15 protein-coding genes, 1 tRNA gene and 1 rRNA gene are annotated in these 18390 nt (G+C 46.6%); 8 read left to right on the top strand and 9 right to left on the bottom strand.

What is annotated here, in order from left to right; all coding sequences use genetic code 11:
- Window positions 1-29: 29 nt before the first annotated feature.
- The 9 genes from mnmG to BN3656_RS01855 all read right to left on the bottom strand — a co-directional run bounded on the left by mnmG (window position 30) and on the right by BN3656_RS01855 (window position 7413).
- A complete protein-coding gene (gene mnmG / locus BN3656_RS01815) occupies window positions 30-1901 on the bottom strand; it encodes a tRNA uridine-5-carboxymethylaminomethyl(34) synthesis enzyme MnmG (protein ID WP_066543558.1) in 1872 nt (623 codons plus the stop codon).
- A gap of 23 nt (window positions 1902-1924) precedes the next feature.
- A complete protein-coding gene (gene mnmE, locus BN3656_RS01820) occupies window positions 1925-3304 on the bottom strand; it encodes a tRNA uridine-5-carboxymethylaminomethyl(34) synthesis GTPase MnmE (RefSeq protein WP_066543490.1) in 1380 nt (459 codons plus the stop codon).
- Window positions 3305-3391: 87 nt separating this feature from the next.
- Window positions 3392-4186: an RNA-binding cell elongation regulator Jag/EloR gene (gene jag / locus BN3656_RS01825; RefSeq protein WP_066543494.1), complete on the bottom strand. Its 795-nt coding sequence runs from the start codon at window positions 4184-4186 to the stop codon at window positions 3392-3394.
- Window positions 4187-4197: 11 nt separating this feature from the next.
- Window positions 4198-5520: a YidC/Oxa1 family membrane protein insertase gene (locus BN3656_RS01830; protein WP_066543496.1), complete on the bottom strand. Its 1323-nt coding sequence runs from the start codon at window positions 5518-5520 to the stop codon at window positions 4198-4200.
- A 24-nt stretch (window positions 5521-5544) separates the two neighbouring features.
- Window positions 5545-5760: a membrane protein insertion efficiency factor YidD gene (yidD, locus tag BN3656_RS01835; protein ID WP_081422807.1), complete on the bottom strand. Its 216-nt coding sequence runs from the start codon at window positions 5758-5760 to the stop codon at window positions 5545-5547.
- A 5-nt stretch (window positions 5761-5765) separates the two neighbouring features.
- The gene (gene rnpA / locus BN3656_RS01840; RefSeq protein ID WP_066543498.1) at window positions 5766-6110 is read right to left on the bottom strand and encodes a ribonuclease P protein component; all 345 of its coding nucleotides are present in this window, start codon (window positions 6108-6110) and stop codon (window positions 5766-5768) included.
- 104 nt (window positions 6111-6214) lie between these two features.
- Complete coding sequence (gene rpmH, locus BN3656_RS01845) at window positions 6215-6349, bottom strand: 50S ribosomal protein L34 (protein WP_021870170.1); 135 nt, start codon at window positions 6347-6349, stop codon at window positions 6215-6217.
- Window positions 6350-6501: 152 nt separating this feature from the next.
- Window positions 6502-7119, bottom strand: a complete 618-nt coding sequence (locus BN3656_RS01850; RefSeq protein ID WP_066543500.1) for an ECF transporter S component — start codon at window positions 7117-7119, stop codon at window positions 6502-6504.
- Window positions 7120-7233: 114 nt separating this feature from the next.
- Window positions 7234-7413, bottom strand: coding sequence for a hypothetical protein (locus BN3656_RS01855; protein WP_066543502.1), 180 nt, complete (start codon window positions 7411-7413; stop codon window positions 7234-7236).
- Window positions 7414-7533: 120 nt separating this feature from the next.
- Here BN3656_RS01855 and dnaA point away from each other — a divergent pair, with 120 nt between their 5' ends.
- The 8 genes from dnaA (at window position 7534) to BN3656_RS01895 (ending at window position 18349) form a co-directional block, all read left to right on the top strand.
- Window positions 7534-8904, top strand: a complete 1371-nt coding sequence (gene dnaA / locus BN3656_RS01860; protein ID WP_066543504.1) for a chromosomal replication initiator protein DnaA — start codon at window positions 7534-7536, stop codon at window positions 8902-8904.
- A gap of 279 nt (window positions 8905-9183) precedes the next feature.
- Complete coding sequence (gene dnaN, locus BN3656_RS01865; RefSeq protein WP_066543506.1) at window positions 9184-10302, top strand: DNA polymerase III subunit beta; 1119 nt, start codon at window positions 9184-9186, stop codon at window positions 10300-10302.
- 75 nt (window positions 10303-10377) lie between these two features.
- Window positions 10378-10587: an RNA-binding S4 domain-containing protein gene (locus BN3656_RS01870; protein WP_066543560.1), complete on the top strand. Its 210-nt coding sequence runs from the start codon at window positions 10378-10380 to the stop codon at window positions 10585-10587.
- A gap of 19 nt (window positions 10588-10606) precedes the next feature.
- Window positions 10607-11692 (top strand): DNA replication/repair protein RecF, encoded by a 1086-nt coding sequence (gene recF / locus BN3656_RS01875; protein WP_066543508.1) that lies wholly within the window; start codon window positions 10607-10609, stop codon window positions 11690-11692.
- 33 nt (window positions 11693-11725) lie between these two features.
- Window positions 11726-13642: a DNA topoisomerase (ATP-hydrolyzing) subunit B gene (gyrB, locus tag BN3656_RS01880; RefSeq protein ID WP_066543510.1), complete on the top strand. Its 1917-nt coding sequence runs from the start codon at window positions 11726-11728 to the stop codon at window positions 13640-13642.
- A 35-nt stretch (window positions 13643-13677) separates the two neighbouring features.
- Window positions 13678-16188, top strand: a complete 2511-nt coding sequence (gene gyrA, locus BN3656_RS01885; protein ID WP_066543512.1) for a DNA gyrase subunit A — start codon at window positions 13678-13680, stop codon at window positions 16186-16188.
- 194 nt (window positions 16189-16382) lie between these two features.
- Window positions 16383-16470: transfer RNA gene (locus tag BN3656_RS01890), tRNA-Ser, on the top strand.
- Window positions 16471-16819: 349 nt separating this feature from the next.
- A 16S ribosomal RNA gene (locus BN3656_RS01895) occupies window positions 16820-18349 on the top strand.
- Window positions 18350-18390: the final 41 nt, after the last annotated feature.

An 18390-nucleotide genomic window follows, 5' to 3' on the forward strand; every position in this document is an offset into this window, starting at 1 on the left:
TCCTCTCTTTTATATGTAAAAACCATCTTTTACTCTCTTCCCAGATACACTAAAAGCACTGATATATCCGCTGGAGATACCCCGGAAATCCGTGATGCCTGTCCCACGGTAGACGGCTGTATCTGATTCAGCTTCTGAACAGCTTCCCGACGCAGGCTCTTTACCTGGCTGTAATCAAAGTTTTCCGGCAGATGCCTGCCTTCCAGCTTCTTAAACTGGGCTACCTGCTGTCTCTGCCTCTTTATGTAGCCCTCATACTTGATTTCAATATTTACCTGCTCCCGCACATCAAATGGAAGATCCGGCCTTTTTTTATCAATTTCCCTGATCTTTTCATAATCCAGCTCCGGCCGGCGCACCAGATCTGCCAGCGTACTTCCTGATTTAAGAGGCGTACTTCCGTACTGCTCCAGAACTGCCTGGACTGCCGGCGTTCCGCCGATGGCAGTATTTTCTAAACGGCGTATTTCTTCTTCGATGGCCTGACGTTTAGAGAGCATCTTTTCATACTCCTCATCGCTTACCAGTCCGATTTTATGACCGATTTCCCGAAGCCGTAAATCGGCATTATCCTGGCGCAGCAAAAGCCGGTACTCTGCCCTTGAAGTCATCATCCGGTATGGCTCATGGTTTTCCTTGGTCACCAGATCGTCAATCAGAACGCCGATATAGGCCTGTGACCGGTCTAACACTACCTGCTCTCTTCCCAGCACCTCCATAGACGCGTTTACGCCCGCCATAAAGCCCTGAACTGCTGCCTCCTCATATCCGGAGCTTCCGTTAAACTGACCGCCCGCAAACAGGCCTCTGATGCGTTTAAACTCCAGGGTAGACTTTAACTGCAGGGCATTGATGCAGTCATACTCGATCGCATAGGCATTGCGCACGATCGTTACATTCTCTAACCCCGGTACGGTGCGGTACATGGCATACTGCACGTCTTCCGGCAGAGAGCTGCTCATTCCACCCAGATACATTTCATTGGTATAAAGTCCCTCCGGCTCCACAAACACCTGATGGCGCTCCTTATCAGGAAAACGCACTACCTTGTCCTCGATAGACGGACAATATCGAGGGCCTGTTCCCTCAATGGCTCCTGAAAACAGCGGCGAACGGTCCAGATTATCCCGGATGATCTGATGGGTCTCCCCATTGGTATAGGTCAGCCAGCAGGAAACCTGCTCCTTCTGTATGCTGTCCGGATCGGTTGAAAATGAAAACGGCACAATCCGCTCATCTCCAAACTGCTCCTCCATCTTTGCAAAATCAATGCTTCTCTTATCCACTCTGGCCGGAGTTCCCGTCTTAAACCGGAACATCTCGATCCCATTATCAATCAGAGACTGTGTCAGGTGGTTGGCCGCCTGAAGGCCATTAGGCCCTGTAGGATTGCTTACATCCCCGTAAATGCATCTGGCCCGCAGATAGGTGCCTGTACACAAAACGACCGCCTTTGCGTGGTATACAGCGCCGGAAAATGTCTTTACGCCTCTTACAGCGCCCTCTTTTACAATCAGCTCCGATACCTCTGCCTGGCGTATGGTCAGGTGTTCGGTCTGTTCCAGGGTTTGCCTCATGGCCTGAGTATAGGCCTGCTTATCCGCCTGGGCCCTGAGGGAGTGAACCGCCGGCCCCTTGGATTCATTTAACATCTTGGACTGGATAAAGGTCTTATCAATATTTTTGCCCATTTCTCCCCCAAGCGCATCCAGTTCACGGACCAGATGGCCCTTGGAGCTGCCTCCTATATTGGGATTGCAGGGCATCAGGGCAATGCTGTCCACACTGACCGTAAACATGATGGTTTCAAGCCCAAGCCGCGCGCAGGCTAACGCCGCCTCGCAGCCCGCATGGCCTGCTCCCACCACCACGATATCATAACTTTCTTCCAAATACGGCATCTTTTTCCTTCCTTCCTGTCCTCTCATTTTCCCATACAGAACTTTGAGAAGATCTCATTTACCACATCATCATCCACTGCTTCTCCTAAGATCAGTCCCAGCTGTTCATAGGCGTCTGCAAGATCTATGGAATAAAAATCCTCCGGCATCCCATCAAGCACACTTGAACGCACCATCCGAAGGCTCCTTAAGGCAGCTTCCAAAGCCTCCTTATGACGGGCATTTGTAATATATACCTGGTCATTAAAGGCAATCTCTCCATGATAAAACATGGACTGGATCTCCTTTTCCAGATCTCCGATCCCATGCTCCTCCTTGGCGGAAATAGGGATTACACGGTGGCCGCACTGCTCCTCTAAAGCCTCCTTATCTACAGTAAGCTCCAGATCCGTCTTATTTAAAAGCACAATGGCCTTCTTATCATGGATCAGCTCCATGATCTCCCGGTCGCTCTCATCCAGCGGGCGGGAGCCGTCTGCCACATAAATGATCAGATCCGCTCCTTTTGCTGCCTTCATGGCACGGTTTACGCCGATCTTTTCCACTACATCTTCCGTGTCCCGGATTCCCGCCGTATCCACTACATGCAGGCTGATCCCCTGAAGGTTAATATGCTCCTCTAAGGTATCTCTGGTAGTACCTGCAATATCCGTTACAATAGCCCTCTCTTCCCCTAAAAGCACATTCATCAGGGAAGATTTTCCTGCGTTAGGTTTTCCAAGGATCACCGTCCGAACGCCCTCTGTCATCACTCTTCCGTCATCTGCCGAGGCGATCAGCTTTTCAATCTCTTCTGTCACCGGCTCCAGCACCTTTAAAAGCCTGTCCCCGTACCCCTCCAGTGAAATGTGCTCCGGATCATCCAGAGCCGACTCAATAAAGGCAGTCTCATAAAGAATGGTTTCCCTGAGAGCCCGTATCTTTCCCGATACCGATCCTCCCAGCTGGCTCACAGAGCTCTTTAAGGCATAGTCATTGGATGCATGGATCAGTTCTGCCACTGCCTCTGCCTGGGCCAGATCCAGCCTTCCGTTTAAAAAGGCGCGCTTGGTAAACTCTCCCGGCTGGGCGGTTCTTGCCCCGTTATGAAGGACCGTTTCCAGAATCCGCTGAACCATGCGAATGCCGCCATGACAATCAATCTCAACGGTATCCTCTGCTGTATAGCTGTTTGGCCCCCGCATAATAAGCACCAGAACCTCATCGATTCTTTCATCACCATCATAAATATATCCATAATGGGCTGTGTGGGACTTTGCGTCCCATAATGTTCCTGCCTGCCCCTTTTTATTCCGATAGATTCGGTCAATGACCTCAAAGGCCTGATCTCCGCTGATCCTTACAATGCCGATTCCCGAATTGCTCATGCCTGTGGCAATGGCAGCAATGGTTTCTGTTTTCATTTTCACTCCTCGCCTTTCTGGCTTTCAGCGCAAAAAGAGGCCGCCGCAAATCACTCTGCAACAGCCTCCCCATGTTCATTTACCGGATTACTCCTCTGTTTCCTGTCCGCTGCCGCCGGCTGTCTCAGCATTATGCTCTGACAGGGAAGCCGCCTGATAGGAGTCATTCCTGCGGGTATTTCCCCGGTAGCCGCCGGTACGCTCATAGCGCCCGCCGCGGCTGCGGTCATAACGTCCCCTGCGCTCACCGGCGCCTGTTTCCTTCCTAAGAGCGATTACCACATGGCGGAAAGGCTCTTCCCCCTCACTGCGGGTAGTCACATACTTATCATTCTGGATCGCCGCATGGATGATCCTTCTCTCATAGGGATTCATGGGCTCCAGAGAAACGGGACGTTTGGTTCTCTTAACCTTGTAGGCAATGTTCTTTGCCAGGGTCTCCAGAGTCTCTTTTCTGCGCTCACGGTAATTTTCCGTATCCAGTTTGACTCTCAGATAACCGTCTGTTTCCTTGTTTACAATAAGGCTTACAAGATACTGAAGAGAATCCAGGGTCTGACCTCTCTTGCCGATCAGGATTCCCATATCTCCGCCCTCTAATTCCAAGGACAGCTCCTGCTCCCCTTCATTATATTCCGACTTAATGGATACGTCCATACCCATAGCGTCAAATATCTGGGTCAGAAACTCAATGGCCCTGTCCGCCACTGTTTCCTTCTTCTTTGCGCGGATCACAGCCGGCTTTGCGCCCAGCCCCAGAAAACCTTTGCTTCCTTCCTCCACAACCTCATACTCCAGTTTATCGCTGGTTGTCTTAAGTTCGATCAGAGCTTTCGTAACCGCTTCATCCACTGTTTTTGCAGAAACCGTAATCATATCCATACGAAACCCTCCTACTTTTTCTTTCCCTTCTCCTGACGCTCATTGTATTTGGCTACCATATTCGCCTTGGCTGCCAGACTTCCCGGTTTGGCATCCTGATTATAGTACTTATTGGATTCCTCTACCTGAACCTTTGTCTTGGCAATTTTTTCCATACGAGCAGACTCTTCTCTGGATTCCTTCTCTTCCATCCTCTTTAACATCTCATCTACATTTCCGACTTTGACAGGAGAAAGGCCCTTCTTGGCACGCTTTTTATTGGTCTTTTCAATATTCTTCTGTACCAGGTCATCCATATCTACCTTGTTCAGGTAGGAATTGATCCATACCTGCTGGATGATAGTGAACACACTCTGAGCCACCCAGTAAAGACCGATACCGGAAGCAAAGGAGAAGCAGAAGAATACGGACATCAGAGGCATGGTGATATTCATGGATTTCATCATGCTGGCAGCCGGATTATCGTCATCAGCCGGCTGAGACTGATTGGCAGTCATAAGCTTTGTACTGTACCACTGGCTTAAGCCTGCAAGGATCGGAATTGCCAGAGCTGCAGCTGCCATACCCAGAGTTACGCCGCCCTGCTGCTCAAAGAAATTCACGATCACCTGAAATGGAGTATACGCAATATTCAGGCCAAAGAAGCTCTGCATATTTTCAATGGCTTCCACTGCATTTACGCCTGCATCTGTCACTGCCTGTCCCACTGCCGGGAATGCGGCAACAAAGCTGTCCCACTGCTGGGCTGTAAAGGTATATAAAAGGTCAATTACCGTGTTTACATTGTTATAATCAAATTTCTCACCCACCATCTTATGGGCCTCTGCCAGCTGGGTAAACGCCTGCTGGGTCTGGTATCCGCTGGGAAGATGGGAAATTACCGTCTCATAATAGCCTCTGACAGACTGTACATAAGCCGGAATATTGTAAATAACTCTGTACAGTGCAAAAATGATCGGCATCTGGATCAGAAGAGGAAGACAGCCGCCCGTCATGGATGTGCCGTATTTCTCATATACTGCCTTGATCTCAGCCTGCATCATCATCGCGGCTTTCTGATCATTTTCTTTTCCTTTGTATTTCTTCTGAATTGCTGCAATTTCCGGCTGCATAACCGTCATCAGCTTGGATGATTTCTGCTGCTTTATGGTCAAGGGAATCATAAGAACCTTTGTAACCAGTGTAAACAGGATAATGCAAAGGCCGATATTTTCAATGCCGAATATGCTGGTGAACTCAAAAAGCAGGTCCATGATCCAGCCAAGGATACTTGCGATCGGCCCCAGAAAACCGCTGTCCTTTGTCAATACTACTGCGCCGACTAAACCGTTCAAAACGCTACCTCCTTATGGAACTTTCTACGGAACTGGATCATAACCGCCTTCTGCAAAGGGATGGCAACGAAGGATCCTCTTGCAGGCTAACCATGTACCTTTTAACGCGCCATACTTTTGAAGTGCCTCAATGGCGTATTGAGAGCACGTTGGCGTGTAAATACAGTGAGTCCTTACCTTTAAGGGCGACAGATATTTCTGGTAGATCCTGATAAGCAGGATCATTCCTTTTTTTATCATAACTCTCACTTCGATTCCTTTAAAATGTGATGCAGTCCGCACAGGTGCATATAGGCACCCTCCAAATGTCTGTAATCAGATCTTGCGGCAGCCACACGGGCTACCAGAATGATGTTTAACCCAGTCTCAATTTTATTATCATTCAACCGGAATATCTCCCGCAGCAGCCTGGTCACATGATGGCGTACCACGCTGTTGCCTACTTTTTTACTCACCGATATCCCGATGCTGTTCGCTTCTCCCCCGCTTCTTACCACATACATGACTAAAAGACGGTTGGCATAGGACTTTCCATTTCTATATATATACTGAAAGTCACTGTTTTTTTTAATGGAAGGAAATCGCTTCATTCGATCCTCCTGGAAATTTGCCGGAACAGGTTTATGTACTGGGTTCCGACTTGTTTATTGTAGACGTAAGAAAAAGGCCACATGAAAATGTGGCCTTGCAATTCTTAAGCGGTTAACTTTGCTCTACCTTTTGCTCTTCTGGCAGCAATAACTTTTCTACCGCCTGCTGTCTTCATTCTTGCTCTGAAGCCATGAACTTTTGCTCTCTGTCTTTTCTTAGGCTGAAATGTCATCTTCATAATCCGGGCACCTCCTATCAAATATTATCTGGTAATGTGGTATAACACACATTTGACTAGTATAATTAAACATCTTCTCAATTATATAGAAGAAATCCGCCTCCGTCAAGCAATTTTTTATTAAAATACAGGCTTTTACGCCCTGAAACCGCTTACTTTATGAATTTCAGCATAATCTTTCCAATTATAGCCACCAAAACTGCAGCTACGACCGCCTCCGGAATCCCTGATGCGGTAACAGTAGCCATGATCAGTCCCCACACTGCGTCAACAGCCACATTCTTTACCTGGGCATACGGAAGCGCCAAAAGCTTATAAATACTTCCCATCACAGCCACCGTATTTACCATAGATCCCATAAAACCGGTTACAGCCAGCGCCGCCATGCGGTTCATCTTACATTTTGACAGTAAAATCCAGAGCCATCCTGCAAAAAAACCGATTAAGATCCGGCATCCAACGGAAATCCACACTGCCTTTACGGCTCCTGAAATCCCGGTCATGCTCATAAACGGTGAAAACGCAAAGGATAGCAGGGTAGGCGCCATCGTGTTGCTCACCATAGAACAGATACCGAACACTCCTCCCAGGATGGAACCTGCCAGGGGCCCCAGAAGAATGGCTCCCAAAATCACAGGGATATGCACAGTTGTCGCCTTCACCACCGGCAGCTGGATCATTCCTAACGGCGTACTTGCCAGAAGGATCACCACCGCCATCATAAGTGCAACACTTGCAAGCCAACGGGTGTCTTTTTTTCTCTTATTCATTTTTTTCCTCCTTGCTGCTGTTCTTAATGTTAAGATACAACGCATTACACAGGCATTATAGCGACATTTTTTTCACCCGTCAATATTTTTCCTCTAAATCCACGGTTCCTTTTTTCACCTTATCCACAATTTGTTGATAACTTGTGGATAAGTATGGGATATTTCGACCTTTTTCCTCATTCGTGGACAAAATCCCCTTATTTTCTGTAAGTTTCCCCCTTGTGTACAACCTGCAGTTATTTTTTTCCCTATTCTGTGGAAAACCTCTCTATCCACGCCTTCGATTCCCTTCATCCACAGGTTTCCTACAAAGTTATCCACAGATATTTACACTTTTGATTGAAAAATTCACACCGTTAGTATACAATGTATTTAGATTGGGCAATTCTGCAATACAGTTTCAGGAGACAGAAAATGATAGAGAAAATAAAAGAAAACTGGGAAAAAATTCTGCTTATTTTAAAGGAAGAGCATGAAATTTCAAATATTTCATACCAGACATGGCTGGAACCTTTAAGCCCCTATTCTTTTAAGGGAAATACCATTACGATTATTGTTCCAGAACAGACATTTTTAGCTTATGTAAAGAAAAAATACGGCCTCCTTTTTAAAGTTACCATCTCTGAATTTCTTGGTCAGGAATGTGAGGTGGATTTTAAGGTAAAGGAGCAGATAGAGGTTCAGGAAACGCCTGCAGCCCCCTCCCTTATCCCAAAAGCCAAAGCTCCCGTAAGCCCGGATGTGATCCAGAGCGCCAATTTAAACCCAAAGTATACCTTTGATACCTTTGTAGTCGGCTCCAACAACAATCTGGCCCACGCGGCAGCCCTTGCGGTAGCGGAATCTCCAGGCGAAATCTACAATCCGCTGTTTATCTACGGAGGCGTAGGACTTGGAAAAACCCATTTGATGCATGCAATCGCTCATTTTATACTGAAAAACAACCCGAAATCCAAGATTCTTTACGTCAGTTCCGAGACCTTTACCAATGAGCTGATCGACGCAATCCGAAACAAAAATAATATTACCACCACAGAGTTTCGGGAAAAATACCGCAACAACGACGTTCTCCTGATCGATGATATCCAGTTTATTATAGGAAAGGAGAGTACCCAGGAGGAATTTTTCCATACCTTCAACACCCTGTACGAATCGAAAAAACAGATCATCATCTCCTCTGATAAACCGCCCAAGGAGATCGAAACTCTGGAGGAACGGCTGCGTTCCCGTTTTGAATGGGGCCTGACCGTGGACATCCAGTCCCCGGACTACGAAACCCGAATGGCCATTCTCCGAAAAAAAGAAGAGATGGAAGGCTACAATATTGATAATGAAGTCATCAAATACATTGCAACTAATATCAAATCCAATATCCGTGAACTGGAAGGCGCTCTTACAAAAATCGTAGCGCTTTCCCGCTTAAATAAATGTGATATTACTCTGGAACTGGCAGAGGAAGCATTAAAGGATATCATTTCTCCCAATGCCCAGAGAGAAGTGACTCCGGAGCTGATCATTCAGGTAGTATCCGATCATTTCGGCATCACTCCCGCTGATGTTATTTCCCAGAAGCGGACCAAGGATATCGTATATCCAAGACAGATCATCATGTACCTCTGCCGGACCATGACGGAAACCTCCTTACAGATCATCGGCCGCAGCCTTGGAAAAAGGGATCATACCACTGTTCTCCATGGTGCTGATAAGATTACCAGCGACATGCAGAAGGATGAGACCTTACGAAATACGATCGATATATTAAAGAAGAAGATCAATCCACAATAAGACGTGGAATCACTGTGGATAAATGGTTGATAACCTTTGGGTATTTTTGAGGCTCAAATTCATTTTTAACCGCCTGTGGATAAATCTTAACTTACTCCCAGGTTTTGTGGATTCTTTCCACAGTCTCTTCCACAGTGATTTATCCCCATTTTTACGGGATTTACACACTTTTACACAAACCCACAGCCCCTACTACGATTACGGCGGAAATTAACTATATCTTTATCTATTTAGGTTCCGCCTTTTTTACTTCATTCAGAAAGGAAGTTATCAACAATCATGAAGCTGCAATTCCAGAAGGACGCCATTGTAAATGGCATCAACATCGTTATGAAAGCCGTTCCATCCAAGACAACCATGTCTATTTTAGAGTGTATCCTGATCGACGCTTCTTCCAACGAAATCCGTCTGACAGGAAACGATATGGAACTAGGTATCGAAACAAAGGTAGAAGGCCAGATCCTGGAACACGGTAAAATTGCTTTGGATGCCAAGCTTTTTTCTGAAATCACCCGTCGTTTATCCAGCCAGAATTCAACCATTACCATTGAATCCGATCAAAAGCTGAATACCACTATCCGATGTGAAAATTCTGTTTTTAATATTCAGGGACGGGACGGGGAGGAATTTACCTATATTCCCTATATTGAACGTGATAAATATATCACCCTTTCTCAATTCACCTTAAAGGAAGTGATCCAGCAGACTATTTTCTCCATTTCTCCCAATGACAGCAATAAAATGATGGGAGGAGAGCTTTTTGAGGTAAATGAAAACCAACTGAAAGTGGTTTCACTGGACGGCCACCGTATTTCCATCCGAAATGTTACCTTAAAGGATCACTATGAACCCACTAAGGTCATCGTTCCCGGAAAAACCTTAAGCGAGATCAGCAAGATCCTTGGGGGAGACAATGAAAAAGAGGTTCGGATTTTCTTCAGCTCCAACCATATTTTATTTGAATTCGACGATACGATCGTGGTTTCCCGCCTCATTGAAGGCGAGTATTTCCGTATTAATCAGATGCTTTCCAGTGATTACGAGACGAAATTTTCTGTAAACCGGAGAGAATTTTTGGATTGTATTGAGCGGGCAACGATCCTGATCCGTGAAAATGATAAAAAGCCCCTGATCCTTCAGGTAAATGACAATACCATGGAATTAAAGTTAAATTCCAGCTTTGGCTCCATGAATGCGGAGCTTTTGATCCACAAGACTGGAAAGGATATTATGATCGGCTTTAATCCCAAGTTCCTTATTGACGCTCTCCGCGCCATTGAGGATGAGGAAATCAATATTTATATGATGAATCCCAAGTCCCCCTGCTTTATCAAGGATGAGGAAGAGACATATATTTATCTGATCCTTCCTGTAAACTTTAACGCAGCTTCTGTTTAAATGCATAAATATACATCAGTATGTGCGCCGGTGAAAGACATTTCTCTGGTGCTCCTGTGCTTGGAAAGGAAAACAATGGAAACAATTAAATTAAGAGAAGATTATATCAAGCTGGGACAGGCCTTAAAGGCAGCGGGCTTTGTAGAATCCGGTGTAGATGCCAAATATGCGATTGAGGATGGTTTGGTATCTGTAAACGGTGAAACTGCTTATCAGAGGGGAAAGAAACTGGTAGACGGAGATGTGGTTGCCTATCAGGGCCAGACCATAAAGATCATAAAATAATCATGAAGAGAGAACATCCATGGTCATTGAGTCCATAGAGCTTAAGAATTACCGTAATTATGAAGAACTGCATATGGAACTGAATCAGGGAACCAACATTCTCTATGGTGACAATGCCCAGGGAAAGACAAATATTCTGGAATCTGCCTATGTCTGCTGCACATCCAAGTCCCACCGGGGGGCAAAAGACAGGGATATCATCCGTTTTGGACAGGATGAATCCCATATAAAGCTGCAGATCCGGAAAAATGACGTTCCCTGGCGCATTGATATGCATTTAAAGAAAAATAAACCAAAGGGCATAGCCATCAACGGGATTCCCATCCGGCGGGCCAGCGAGCTGTTTGGATTGGCGAATATGGTATTCTTTTCCCCGGAGGACTTAAATATTATCAAAAACGGTCCGGCAGAACGGAGGCGGTTTATTGATATGGAGCTTTGCCAGCTGGATAAGCTGTATGTCCATTCCCTGGTTCAGTATAACCGGGTGCTGCTGCAGAGAAACCGCCTCTTAAAAGAACTGGCCTTTAAACCGGAATATGAAACAACGCTGGACATTTGGGATGAACAGCTGGTAAAATACGGGGTAGAGGTGATTACTTCCCGCCGTTTGTTTATTGAGCAGCTGGGAGGGATCATAAGCGGTATCCACGCCCGTTTATCAGGGGGAAAGGAAGAAATATCGGTTCTCTATGATCCGGATATCCGGGAGGAGGATTTTAAAGCCGCACTGGAAAAGAACCGTTCTCAGGATATCCGTCAGAAGACCACGCTTGCAGGTCCCCACAGGGATGATATTAATTTTATTGTAAATGGAATCGATATCCGCCGGTTCGGCTCTCAGGGCCAGCAGCGTACGGCAGCCCTGTCTTTAAAGCTTTCAGAGCTTGAGCTGGTAAAGCTTGTGAGCAGGGATGCACCGGTTCTTTTGCTGGATGACGTTCTCTCAGAGCTTGATGGCAGCCGGCAAACCCAGCTTCTGTCCGCAATACAGGATATTCAGACCATGATCACCTGTACAGGGCTGGAAGATTTTGTTAATCACAGGTTCCCCATTGACAAAATCTTCAAAGTAGTGGACGGAAAGGTATACAGCCAGAATTAGACGAACACCTGAAAAGAAAGGAAGATATAGAACATGGCAGAGCAGCAATACGGAGCAGATCAGATCCAGATCCTGGAAGGACTTGAGGCAGTAAGAAAGCGTCCCGGTATGTATATCGGCAGCACCTCTGCCAGGGGCCTTCACCATCTGGTTTATGAGATTGTAGACAATGCGGTAGATGAGGCATTGGCGGGATATTGTGATTCCATCGAGGTTTTTATCAATGAGGACAACTCCATTACCGTGGTTGATGACGGCCGCGGTATTCCCGTAGATATACAGAAAAAAGCAGGGATTCCTGCGGTAGAGGTTGTATTTACCATCCTTCATGCAGGGGGAAAATTTGGAAACGGCGGTTATAAGGTATCCGGCGGCCTTCACGGAGTGGGTGCATCCGTTGTAAATGCGCTTTCTGAATGGCTGGAGGTACAGGTATACAGAGATGGAAACGTATACCAGCAGCGTTACGAACGGGGCAGAACCATGTATCCCTTAAAGATTGTGGGAACATGCAGTCCTGATCAGCATGGAACCCGTGTTTCCTTCCTTCCTGATAAGGAGATTTTTGAGGAAACCGTATTTGACTATGATACATTAAAAATGCGCCTGCGGGAGACTGCATTCCTTACAAAAAATCTGAAAATCGTTCTCCATGATGAGAGGGAGGAGAAGCATGAGCATACCTTCCACTATGAGGGCGGTATCAAGGAGTTTGTATCCTATCTGAATAAAGGCAAAACGCCGCTGTATGAAAATGTCCTTTACTGCGAAGGTACAAAGGACGGCGTATATGTGGAAGTGTCCATGCAGCATAATGACTCCTATACAGAAAATATTTACACCTTTGTAAATAACATCAATACTCCTGAGGGCGGTACTCATCTGACAGGATTTAAAAATGCCCTTACAAAGACCTTTAATGATTATGCAAGAAAGAATAAGCTTTTAAAGGAAAATGAGGACAGTCTTTCCGGTGAGGATATCCGAGAGGGGCTTACGGCGATCGTAAGCGTAAAAGTAGAGGAGCCTCAGTTTGAGGGACAGACCAAGCAAAAGCTGGGAAACAGTGAGGCCAGAGGTGCGGTTGACAATATTGTGAGCGAGCAGCTGACTTATTATTTAGAACAGAACCCCACAGCAGCAAAAGCCATGTGCGAGAAGTCCATTATGGCTCAGAGAGCCCGTGCGGCAGCCAGAAAGGCCAGAGATTTAACCCGCCGCAAATCTGCCCTGGAGGGGATGGCTCTTCCGGGAAAGCTGGCAGATTGTTCCGATAAGAATCCTGAAAATTGTGAAATTTATATCGTAGAGGGAGATTCCGCAGGCGGTTCTGCAAAGACGGCCCGTTCCAGAGCCACCCAGGCCATTCTACCCCTGCGAGGAAAAATCTTAAATGTTGAAAAGGCCAGGATGGATAAGGTTTATGCCAATGCAGAGATTAAGGCCATGATCACAGCCTTTGGTACGGGTATTCACGATGACTTTGATATCAGCAAGCTGCGTTACCACAAGATCATCATCATGACTGATGCGGACGTGGACGGCGCCCATATCAGCACCCTCCTTTTAACTTTTATTTACCGGTTTATGCCTGAGCTGATCAAGCAGGGATATGTGTATCTGGCACAGCCGCCTCTGTATAAAATCGAAAAAAATAAGCGTGTATGGTATGCGTACAGCGATGAGGAGCTGAATTCCATTCTTATGGACATTGGCCGCGACAACAGCAATAAGATCCAGCGTTACAAGGGACTTGGAGAGATGGATGCAGAGCAGCTCTGGGAGACAACCATGGATCCGGAACGCCGTATCCTTCTGCGTGTAACCATGGATGAGGAAACCACCTCAGAAGTGGATCTGACCTTTACCACTCTCATGGGCGACCAGGTAGAGCCGAGAAGGGAATTTATTGAAAATAATGCCAAAAAGGTGAAAAATCTGGATATTTAAGCAGCAGATGAGATTGAACATAAAGGAGATATAGTATGGAACCAAATGTATTTGACAAGGTCCATGACGTAGACCTGAAAAAGACCATGGAACAGTCCTATATTGACTATGCCATGAGCGTTATCAGTGCCCGGGCTCTTCCGGACGCCAGAGACGGTTTAAAACCCGTTCAGCGCCGTGTGCTTTTTTCCATGATAGAGTTAAACAACGGACCGGATAAGCCACACAGAAAATGTGCCCGTATCGTAGGTGATACCATGGGTAAATACCATCCTCACGGCGACAGCTCCATCTACGGAGCTTTGGTAAATATGGCCCAGGACTGGTCCACCCGTTATCCGCTGGTAGACGGCCATGGAAACTTTGGTTCCGTGGACGGAGACGGAGCAGCAGCCATGCGATATACAGAGGCCCGTTTAAGCCGTATTTCCATGGAAATGCTGGCTGATATCAATAAGGACACCGTAGACTTTGCTCCCAACTTTGACGAGACGGAGAAGGAGCCAATGGTTCTTCCGGCACGTTTCCCAAATCTTCTGGTAAACGGTACCTCCGGTATCGCCGTAGGTATGGCAACTAACATTCCGCCTCACAATCTCAGAGAGGTCATAGGGGCTGTTTCCCTGATGATTGACAATCGGGTCAATGAGGATCGTGATACCTCCATAGAGGAGCTTATGGAAGTCATCAAGGGGCCGGATTTCCCTACAGGAGCTACTATTTTAGGCCGCAGAGGCATTGAGGAGGCTTACCGTACAGGCCGTGCCAAGATCAAGGTGAGAGCTGTTACCAATATCGAGACTATGGCAAACGGTAAATCCCGGATTATTGTCACCGAGCTGCCTTATATGGTAAATAAGGCCCGTCTCATTGAGAAGATTGCGGATCTTGTGAAAGAAAAGAAGATTGACGGAATCACTTATATTGGAGATGAGTCCAACCGTGAAGGTATGCGCATCAATATCGAACTGCGCCGTGATGTGAATGCGAACGTAATTTTAAACCAGCTTCTTAAGCATACCCAGCTTCAGGATACCTTTGGTGTCATTATGCTGGCATTAGTGAATAATCAGCCAAAGATCCTGAACCTTCATCAGATGCTGGAGGTTTATATTTCCCATCAGGAAGAGGTAGTAAGAAGAAGAACTCAGTATGATTTGAATAAGGCAGAGGAGCGGGCTCATATTTTGCAGGGTCTGCTGATCGCATTGGATCATATTGATGAAGTCATCCGTATTATCCGCGGTTCTGCCAACGTGGCAGAGGCCAAGACACAGTTGATGGAGCGGTTCGGGCTTTCGGATGCCCAGGCTCAGGCAATTGTAGATATGAGACTGCGTGCTCTTACCGGTCTGGAACGGGAAAAGCTGGAAAATGAATTTAAGGAGCTGCAGGCTAAAATTGCCCAGTTAAAGGCAATTCTGGCAGATGAAAAGAAGCTTCTTATGGTAATCAGAGAGGAAATCAATATCATTGCGGCCAAATACGGGGATGACCGCCGTACTGCTATTGGCTTTGATGATGATATGTCTATGGAAGATCTGATCCCGGATGAGGATACAGTGGTAGCCATGACTCATTTAGGCTATATTAAACGCATGGATGCAGATAATTTCAAGAGCCAGAACCGGGGCGGAAAAGGTATTAAGGGAATGCAGACCATTGAGGAGGACTATATTGAAGACCTTCTTATGACAACCAACCACCATCACATGATGTTCTTTACAAATACAGGCCGCGTATACCGCTTAAAGGCATATGAGATTCCGGAGGCAGGCCGCACTGCTCGAGGAACCGCTATTGTAAACCTTCTGCAGCTTCAGCCGGGAGAAAAGATTACTGCCATTATTCCCATGAGGGAGTTTAATGAGGATCAGTATCTCTTTATGGCAACCAAAGAGGGTATGGTAAAGAAAACCCCTATGGTAGAGTACGGCAATGTACGCAAAAACGGACTTCAGGCTATTGTACTGAAAGAGGGAGACGAACTCATTGAAGTAAAGGCTACAGACGATAAGCAGGATATTTTCCTGGTAACCAAGAAGGGAATGTGCATCCGCTTTAAGGAAAAGGATGTAAGAACCACTGGCCGTGTATCCATGGGCGTGATCGGTATGCGCTTTGATGAGGATGACGAGGTTATTGGCATGCAGATGGAAAGCCAGGGAGAGGAGCTTCTTGTAGTATCTGAAAACGGTATGGGCAAGCGTACGCCGATTGAGGAGTTTAAGCCTCAGTTCAGAGGCGGAAAGGGTGTGCTCTGCTATAAGATAACGGAAAAGACAGGGAACCTGGTAGGCGCCAAGCTGGTAAATGACGGAAGGGAAATCATGCTGATTACCACAGAAGGCATTATTATCCGTATGTCTGTAGATGATATTTCAGTAATCGGAAGAAATACTTCTGGTGTAAAACTTATGTCTATTGATCAAAATTCAGATATTAAGGTAGCAAGCATTGCCAAGGTACGCGAAAGCGAAGCCAAGGACAGCAATGTTTATGATGAAGAGTATTATGAAGAAGATACGGAAAATGAGTCCGAATAAATTCCAATAAGAAAAACCGGTTCAGTCAGAGTTTCGACTGAGCCGGTTTTTCGTTTAGGTTTTTCGTTTATAAAAAATTATGTAAAAAAATTGAAAAATAGCTCTTGACATAATAAGAACCCTTTAGTATAATACCCTATGCGTCTGGCGGGCAGATATACCTGTCAGGAGCAATTATATGGAAATTTGAATTCGGAGAAATACTCAAGAGGCCGAAGAGGCGCCCCTGCTAAGGGTGTAGGTCGGGAAACCGGCGCGAGGGTTCAAATCCCTCTTTCTCCGCTCCATTTTCCTAAAAAAAGTTTTTGAAAATTGTTAAAAAAGTGGTTGACATGAGCGCTTAAGTGTGATATCATTGATACTCGCTGAGGCAATCGGCAAAAACGAAAAAATAAAAATAAAAAAAGTTGTTGACAAACGCGAGCGACTGTGATAAGATATAAAAGTTGCTGCTGAGGAAACAACAGCAAAGATCCTTGAAAATTGAAGATTAAACAGTATGTAAAACCCTGAAAATTCTAACAATTCAAAAGGTTTGGTTTAGACCTTAGGATTTGAGAAAAATCAGAACAAAAACCAAGTAAAAGATAACATTAGCCAAGCTAAGTAATCTTGAATAAGAATCAACTTTAAACATGAGAGTTTGATCCTGGCTCAGGATGAACGCTGGCGGCGTGCCTAACACATGCAAGTCGAGCGAAGCGGTTTTAAGGAAGTTTTCGGATGGAATTAAAACTGACTGAGCGGCGGACGGGTGAGTAACGCGTGGGTAACCTGCCTCATACAGGGGGATAACAGTTAGAAATGGCTGCTAATACCGCATAAGCACACAGCTTCGCATGGAGCAGTGTGAAAAACTCCGGTGGTATGAGATGGACCCGCGTCTGATTAGCTAGTTGGTAAGGTAACGGCTTACCAAGGCGACGATCAGTAGCCGACCTGAGAGGGTGACCGGCCACATTGGGACTGAGACACGGCCCAAACTCCTACGGGAGGCAGCAGTGGGGAATATTGCACAATGGGGGAAACCCTGATGCAGCGACGCCGCGTGAGTGAAGAAGTATCTCGGTATGTAAAGCTCTATCAGCAGGGAAGAAAATGACGGTACCTGACTAAGAAGCCCCGGCTAACTACGTGCCAGCAGCCGCGGTAATACGTAGGGGGCAAGCGTTATCCGGATTTACTGGGTGTAAAGGGAGCGTAGACGGCGGAGCAAGTCTGAAGTGAAAGCCCGGGGCTCAACCCCGGGACTGCTTTGGAAACTGTTCTGCTAGAGTGCTGGAGAGGTAAGTGGAATTCCTAGTGTAGCGGTGAAATGCGTAGATATTAGGAGGAACACCAGTGGCGAAGGCGGCTTACTGGACAGTAACTGACGTTGAGGCTCGAAAGCGTGGGGAGCAAACAGGATTAGATACCCTGGTAGTCCACGCCGTAAACGATGAATGCTAGGTGTTGGAGGGCAAAGCCCTTCGGTGCCGCCGCAAACGCAATAAGCATTCCACCTGGGGAGTACGTTCGCAAGAATGAAACTCAAAGGAATTGACGGGGACCCGCACAAGCGGTGGAGCATGTGGTTTAATTCGAAGCAACGCGAAGAACCTTACCAAGTCTTGACATCCCCCTGACCGGACAGTAATGTGTCCTTTCCTTCGGGACAGGGGAGACAGGTGGTGCATGGTTGTCGTCAGCTCGTGTCGTGAGATGTTGGGTTAAGTCCCGCAACGAGCGCAACCCTTATCCTTAGTAGCCAGCAGTAAGATGGGCACTCTAGGGAGACTGCCAGGGATAACCTGGAGGAAGGTGGGGATGACGTCAAATCATCATGCCCCTTATGATTTGGGCTACACACGTGCTACAATGGCGTAAACAAAGAGAAGCGAGCCTGCGAGGGGGAGCGAATCTCAAAAATAACGTCCCAGTTCGGACTGTAGTCTGCAACCCGACTACACGAAGCTGGAATCGCTAGTAATCGCGGATCAGAATGCCGCGGTGAATACGTTCCCGGGTCTTGTACACACCGCCCGTCACACCATGGGAGTCAGCAACGCCCGAAGTCAGTGACTCAACCGCAAGGAGAGAGCTGCCGAAGGCGGGGCAGGTAACTGGGGTGAAGTCGTAACAAGGTAGCCGTATCGGAAGGTGCGGCTGGATCACCTCCTTTCTAAGGAAAGAATGAAGTAAGGGTTTTATATACTGTTTAGT

It is taken from the genome of Clostridium sp. AT4 (assembly GCF_001517625.2).
Classification (GTDB): domain Bacteria; phylum Bacillota; class Clostridia; order Lachnospirales; family Lachnospiraceae; genus Enterocloster.

Excerpts from the sequence above, each read along its gene's own strand:
- mnmG (WP_066543558.1), bottom strand. The coding sequence starts at position 1,901 with ATGCCGTATTTGGAAGAAAGTTATGATATCGTGGTGGTGGGAGCAGGC.
- mnmE (WP_066543490.1), bottom strand. The coding sequence starts at position 3,304 with ATGAAAACAGAAACCATTGCTGCCATTGCCACAGGCATGAGCAATTCG.
- jag (WP_066543494.1), bottom strand. The coding sequence starts at position 4,186 with ATGGATATGATTACGGTTTCTGCAAAAACAGTGGATGAAGCGGTTACG.
- yidD (WP_081422807.1), bottom strand. The coding sequence starts at position 5,760 with ATGATAAAAAAAGGAATGATCCTGCTTATCAGGATCTACCAGAAATAT.
- rnpA (WP_066543498.1), bottom strand. The coding sequence starts at position 6,110 with ATGAAGCGATTTCCTTCCATTAAAAAAAACAGTGACTTTCAGTATATA.
- rpmH (WP_021870170.1), bottom strand. The coding sequence starts at position 6,349 with ATGAAGATGACATTTCAGCCTAAGAAAAGACAGAGAGCAAAAGTTCAT.
- BN3656_RS01850 (WP_066543500.1), bottom strand. The coding sequence starts at position 7,119 with ATGAATAAGAGAAAAAAAGACACCCGTTGGCTTGCAAGTGTTGCACTT.
- BN3656_RS01855 (WP_066543502.1), bottom strand. The coding sequence starts at position 7,413 with ATGAAGGGAATCGAAGGCGTGGATAGAGAGGTTTTCCACAGAATAGGG.
- dnaA (WP_066543504.1), top strand. The coding sequence starts at position 7,534 with ATGATAGAGAAAATAAAAGAAAACTGGGAAAAAATTCTGCTTATTTTA.
- dnaN (WP_066543506.1), top strand. The coding sequence starts at position 9,184 with ATGAAGCTGCAATTCCAGAAGGACGCCATTGTAAATGGCATCAACATC.
- BN3656_RS01870 (WP_066543560.1), top strand. The coding sequence starts at position 10,378 with ATGGAAACAATTAAATTAAGAGAAGATTATATCAAGCTGGGACAGGCC.
- recF (WP_066543508.1), top strand. The coding sequence starts at position 10,607 with ATGGTCATTGAGTCCATAGAGCTTAAGAATTACCGTAATTATGAAGAA.
- gyrB (WP_066543510.1), top strand. The coding sequence starts at position 11,726 with ATGGCAGAGCAGCAATACGGAGCAGATCAGATCCAGATCCTGGAAGGA.
- gyrA (WP_066543512.1), top strand. The coding sequence starts at position 13,678 with ATGGAACCAAATGTATTTGACAAGGTCCATGACGTAGACCTGAAAAAG.